Source organism: Nitrospirota bacterium, assembly GCA_016178585.1.
GTDB lineage: Bacteria > Nitrospirota > Nitrospiria > JACQBW01 > JACQBW01 > JACOTA01.
The window spans coordinates 1-5,291 of the sequence record JACOTA010000058.1; the positions used below are offsets into that span (position 1 = coordinate 1).

General features: G+C 44.3%; 7 protein-coding genes. 1 reads left to right on the forward strand and 6 read right to left on the reverse strand.

All coding sequences use genetic code 11. From position 1 onward, the window contains the following. Positions 1-374 precede the first annotated feature (374 nt). The 5 genes from HYR79_09470 to HYR79_09490 form a co-directional block, all read right to left on the reverse strand. Positions 375-611, reverse strand: coding sequence for a hypothetical protein (locus HYR79_09470; GenBank protein MBI1821923.1), 237 nt, complete (start codon positions 609-611; stop codon positions 375-377). Positions 612-657: 46 nt separating this feature from the next. After that, a complete protein-coding gene (locus HYR79_09475; protein ID MBI1821924.1) occupies positions 658-900 on the reverse strand; it encodes a nucleotidyltransferase domain-containing protein in 243 nt (80 codons plus the stop codon). A gap of 165 nt (positions 901-1,065) precedes the next feature. Then, entirely contained in the window at positions 1,066-1,464 is a 399-nt protein-coding gene (locus HYR79_09480) for a HEPN domain-containing protein (GenBank protein MBI1821925.1), read from the reverse strand. Further along, positions 1,461-1,793: a nucleotidyltransferase domain-containing protein gene (locus HYR79_09485; GenBank protein MBI1821926.1), complete on the reverse strand. Its 333-nt coding sequence runs from the start codon at positions 1,791-1,793 to the stop codon at positions 1,461-1,463. The genes HYR79_09480 and HYR79_09485 overlap by 4 nt, the downstream gene beginning before the upstream one ends. 64 nt (positions 1,794-1,857) lie before the next feature. Next, a complete protein-coding gene (locus HYR79_09490) occupies positions 1,858-1,995 on the reverse strand; it encodes a hypothetical protein (GenBank protein ID MBI1821927.1) in 138 nt (45 codons plus the stop codon). A 300-nt stretch (positions 1,996-2,295) separates the two neighbouring features. Between HYR79_09490 and xerD the strand changes: the two genes are divergently transcribed. Next, complete coding sequence (xerD, locus tag HYR79_09495) at positions 2,296-3,153, forward strand: site-specific tyrosine recombinase XerD (protein MBI1821928.1); 858 nt, start codon at positions 2,296-2,298, stop codon at positions 3,151-3,153. A gap of 30 nt (positions 3,154-3,183) precedes the next feature. On the opposite strand, the gene typA is transcribed toward xerD, so the two are convergent. Then, a complete protein-coding gene (typA, locus tag HYR79_09500; GenBank protein MBI1821929.1) occupies positions 3,184-5,016 on the reverse strand; it encodes a translational GTPase TypA in 1,833 nt (610 codons plus the stop codon). Positions 5,017-5,291 lie beyond the last annotated feature (275 nt).

The following is a 5,291-nucleotide window of genomic DNA, read 5'->3' on the forward strand; positions in this document are numbered from 1 at the left end:
CCGCATCAGAAGCTACCTATCCACAGCTCGTAAAAACGGCTGGAACCTCTTGCAATCCATTTCCCAGTCCCTGACAGGTCAACCGTACTTGCCTGAAATGCTTTTTCCTCCCTGACACTCCTGAGTAGTTACAAAAAATATAGTTATCTTACCCTTTCACTTTGACATCCAAGGTCAAAAATATTTTATTTTTTTACAGAACAACCACCCATATTGATGGAGCTCTGTTGAACAAACCTGAGATTCTTCGGCTTCGCCTCAGAATGACAGGCGAATGGGTCAGAGAGCAACCGTATGCCATTGCCGCGACAGACCCTGTGACCAGATAGGGAATTTGAAGTTGTTCAAACACCCTGATTACTTTCTCAAGGAGTTCATAGGGCCCCATGCAAGAATCTCCCGGCGACTTCTTTTTGAATTTGTTCCGTATTCCAGTCTGGATGCGTTGATTTTAAATGGGTCATTAGCATTTGATGGGCAGATATCCAGATGTCAAAACCGATTTTAATTCTCTCGGCGGGTGTTTTACGGCGCAACACCTCTGCCATCGCATCATCCACCACTTCAATTTGTCCCCGATCGAGCCTCATTTTTAATTCATTACTCCTCAACACGTCCCCTTAAGCCTCTGAACACCTTTTTTCTTCACCCTCCCCTTCATCCCCTCTCAAATCCAAATTCCCAGGCCATTGTACAAATTTGGTCTTCCAGATTTTTGCTGATTTTGTTCACGAGAACAATCACATCATAATCAGATTCCTGCTCAAAATCACCATGCGCCCTTGACCCATACAGGAAGACATTTGTAACATCTGTTGAGAACTTTTCAACAAGTGTTTTCTTGAATTCAAGAATAACCGGATCATTGATTGCCGTATTTTTCGTCTTTTCTTTATTCAAACCTTTATTATAATTGTTTTTATTTTCCCGGGTCTCGCTGACTTTACCTTTTGATACTTTCTCAGGAATTTCCAGCGTTCATTTTCAATTACCTGGCTCAGGATTACCGGCTGGATGATTTTCACCTTGACCGGAATTCTTCGGTCGCCTTGCTCCCTCCATCTTTTATTCCAACGTTTCGCCAGGAAATAACACCCTTATCAAAGCGCGGGATTCCGATAACTCCTGACGAACATCTTTAGTTTCCAATCCGGCGCCTCCTAAACTGGGGTAGCGTTCAGAAAAGTAATATCCACTTATCCGTTCACATAACGGACGAAAGCGCGTCAGGGTGTTGTCAAATTCCGATGCTTCATCGATCAGACTATGCAGAGTATGAATTTTCTTTAACTTCCAGCCCTTCTCCAGTAAAAAAGCTTTAAGATATTTTTCGATGGCCTGTTGAAGAAAAAACCCTGCTCCTTCAGCATCGCCATCTTCCAGCATTACGGACCGCCTGTGCCAATCTTGTCGGGCAACCCTGCGCCAATCATCTGAATAGTGCAAATCTTTTTGAAAACTCATAGGTCAATTCCTGTAGCGATAATTTCCTGAACAAACTGATCTCCTCTCTCCAATCTGTTCGCTAATTCTTCCGGTGTTAACACAATTGGAGCTAAAGGCATGCCGATGCTCAATTCCCTGACAATTTGCAGAACCGAAGCCATTCTCTGGTAAAACTTCTCTGTTGTGGGCGAAATGATCAGTAAATCGATATCGCTGTCTTCAGTGTCTTCATTGCGGGCAAAAGAACCAAATAAAATGACTCGTTTGGCTCCATATTTTTTTTTTAAACAATCGGCAATTCCCTTTAGCCAACTTTTGTCTACAAATGCCGAACCAGATATTGCCATTTCTTCCTCCTCAACTCTTAAACTTTTTTATTGTGCCAAATCCACTGGAAACGGATTTTCCAAATTATACTCCGGAGTGTAACATCCGATCATGACAGGGGCCGGAAAGTTCCGAGGCAATTTTTTGAAGGGTGATTTTTCCGTTGGACTCCAGAAGTTTGAGGATGGTCCATTGTCTGATCTGCTGATCTGCGCGCGGCATCGGGAGATTCCAGAGGAACTCAATTCATTTACGGCTATGTTAATTAAACGTTAGATAAAATGCAAGGTGGAAATAGGAACGCTGAGCCAGGGACAGGCGTTGTTGAGATCTAAAACGATCTGCTGAACATTTTTTACAAAAAACTTCTTGACAACTTCCCAATTGGGGGCTTGTCAAATCATGGCCGGTTCGATAAAATGGCCCAAGAACAGAGTTAGAAAGCTGTCATTGCGAACAAAGTGAAGCAATCTCAAGACTTTACGATAAGATTGCCACGCACCCTTCGGTGCTCGCAATGACATGATTAATAAGTGGGTGCGAAGTCTATCGCTGGTCTTGGAATCTTACCGGCGGGATCTCTTAAAATTTACGGCATTTTTGAATAAGAAAAGAATGACGGAAATTGAAAAGATCAAAAAAGAACATCTTCAAACTTTTTTAAATCAATGTAGAAATTCGGGACTATCCTCCACCTCGTTAAACCGGCTCCTTTCATCCCTCCGGATGTTTTTCCGTTTTCTACAATATGAATCGCTGGTTCAAACTGATCCAACCTTATTTATCGAGTCCTCCAAAACCTGGCACCGGCTTCCCAACACCCTGGCTCTCGACGATGTTGATCAGCTCCTTCAACCTGTTGATCAAAACACACCGCTCGCCTGCCGGAATATGGCCATGATCGAACTTCTTTACGCCACCGGCCTGAGAGTGTCGGAATTGGTTTCGTTAACTCTTTCTTCTCTTTTTCTGAATGAAGGGGTGATTAAGACAATGGGGAAGGGATCAAAAGAACGGCTGATACCGATTGGGGAGCTGGCGGTCGAAAAATTAAACCATTACTTAAAACACAAACGGTCAAAGCTCTTAAAAGATAAAACATCGGATTTTCTTTTTTTAAATTATTCAGGAAAGGGGCTAACTCGTCAGGCGTTTTGGTATCTGCTTAAAAAGCGGGCTCTGCGGGCCGGGATCAAACGATCGTTTTCTCCCCATACCTTAAGGCACTCTTTTGCAACGCATTTATTGGAAAGAGGGGCTGATCTAAGATCGGTCCAGGCGCTCCTGGGTCACGCCAATATTTCCACGACCCAGATCTATACCCACATTACCCGCGAAAGGCTGAAAAAAATTCATCAACAATTTCATCCACGCGGATAGTGCGTGCTGGGCAACCACGGGGGGTTGCCCCTACTTCTTAGCAAAGCGTTTTCGGTCGTTTTCGCTCAAGTAGCGTTTTCGCAACCGGATCGATTTCGGCGTGACTTCCACCAGCTCGTCATCCGCGATAAATTCAATGGCCTGCTCAAGGCTCAGTTTCCTCGGAGGAGTCAGGACAATCGCGTCTTCGGCGGTAGAAGAACGAATATTGTTAAGATGTTTCTTCTTGCAGACATTGACCACCATGTCGTTATTCCGTGAATTTTCTCCGACAATCATCCCTTCATACACCTGGACCTGCGGATCGATAAATAAAGCGCCCCGCTCCTGAACGTGGTTCATGGCGTAAGTCACCGCATCCCCCTGGTCCATTGAAACCAATACCCCTTTGATCCGCCCGGGCACATCTCCTTTATAGGCCTGGTAATCATGAAAATGGTGGTTTAGAATTCCGGTCCCTTTCGTATCGGTCAAAAATTCCGTCCGGTAGCCGAATAAACATCGCGCTGGAATTTCAAACTCAAGACGGACATACCCGGTCCCGTTATTGACCATATTTTTTAACGCAGCCTTTCTCTGTCCCATCTTTTCCATGACGATTCCCATGTACCCTTCCGCCACATCGATCACAACCTTTTCCATCGGCTCGAATTTTTCATCGCCAACCATCTTGAAAATCACTTCCGGCCGGGAAACGGAAAGTTCAAAGCCTTCCCTTCGCATCATTTCAATTAAGATTGAAAGATGGAGTTCTCCCCGGCCCGACACTTTGAAAACATCCGTATCTTCGGTCTCTTCCACTTTAAGGGCGACATTCGACCGTAACTCCTTAAATAACCGCTCGCGAAGGTTTCGCGAAGTGACAAACTTTCCTTCCAGACCGGCAAACGGAGAGTTGTTCACTATAAAATTCATTGAAATCGTCGGTTCACCAATCGACAACGGGGGAAGCGGATGCGGATCGTTGAGATCGGCCAGAGTTTCACCGATATTGACTTCATCAAACCCCGCGACGGCAAGAATATCCCCCGCCTGGGCCTCTTTAATTTCGACCTTCTTTAAACCTTCATATCCGAGAAGTTTGGCGACTTTGCCGGTTTCCATCGTACCGTCTTTATGAATCAGTTTGATCATTTCGCCGGTTTTTATTTTTCCCCTGAAAACCCGCCCGATGGCAAGCCTTCCCAAAAACTGATCGTATTCCATGGTGTTGACCAGCATTTGCAAAGGGGCTTCGTCATCCCCCGGAGGAGGAGTAATTTTAGTTAAAATGGTTTCAAAAAGAGGCTGAAGGTCTTTCGCCTCCTCTTCCATATTCACCTTGGCAACGCCAGCCTTGGCCGAAGCGTAGACGACCGGAAAATCAAGCTGTTCATCATTAGCCTCAAGTTCGATAAAAAGATCGAAAATTTCTTCCAGAACTTCTTTGGGCCGGGCGTCGTGCCGGTCAATTTTATTAATGACCACGATTGGTTTTAAATTGAGCTCCAAAGATTTTTTTAAAACAAACTTGGTTTGCGGCATCGGCCCTTCAAACGCGTCGACCAAAAGGAGGACGCCGTCGACCATCTTTAAAATTCGTTCGACCTCTCCGCTGAAATCGGCATGACCGGGGGTATCCACAATATTGATTTTGTAGTTTTTATAACGGACAGAGGTATTTTTGGCCAGAATGGTAATGCCCCGCTCTTTTTCAAGGTCATTCGAATCCATCACCCGTTCGGTCATGACTTCGTTAGCGCGGAAAGCGCCGCTCTGCCGAAGCATTTTATCCACAAGGGTTGTTTTTCCATGATCAACGTGGGCGATAATGGCGATATTTCTTAAATCTTCTCTTAATTTTACGGTCGTTAGAGTTTCCATTTTTTCTTGTGTCTGCCCTTATCCTTCTAAAAGATCAATAAAACAAAAAACCCCGATATGGGGTTTTTAAAAACACCATTGAACCTTATATTTATAGCACAATATGGTTCAAAAGTAAATCCTTTAATTTTAAACGGGCCTGCGACATAAAAGTGGGTTTTTAGATTTGCCTCTTTTTTTTGGTTATGTTATTGTAGAATAATATCTACAATAAGGAGGTTGACTATGGTGGATATCCAAACGATTCAAGTCCGGCGAGAGGCTATTCTGAGCGA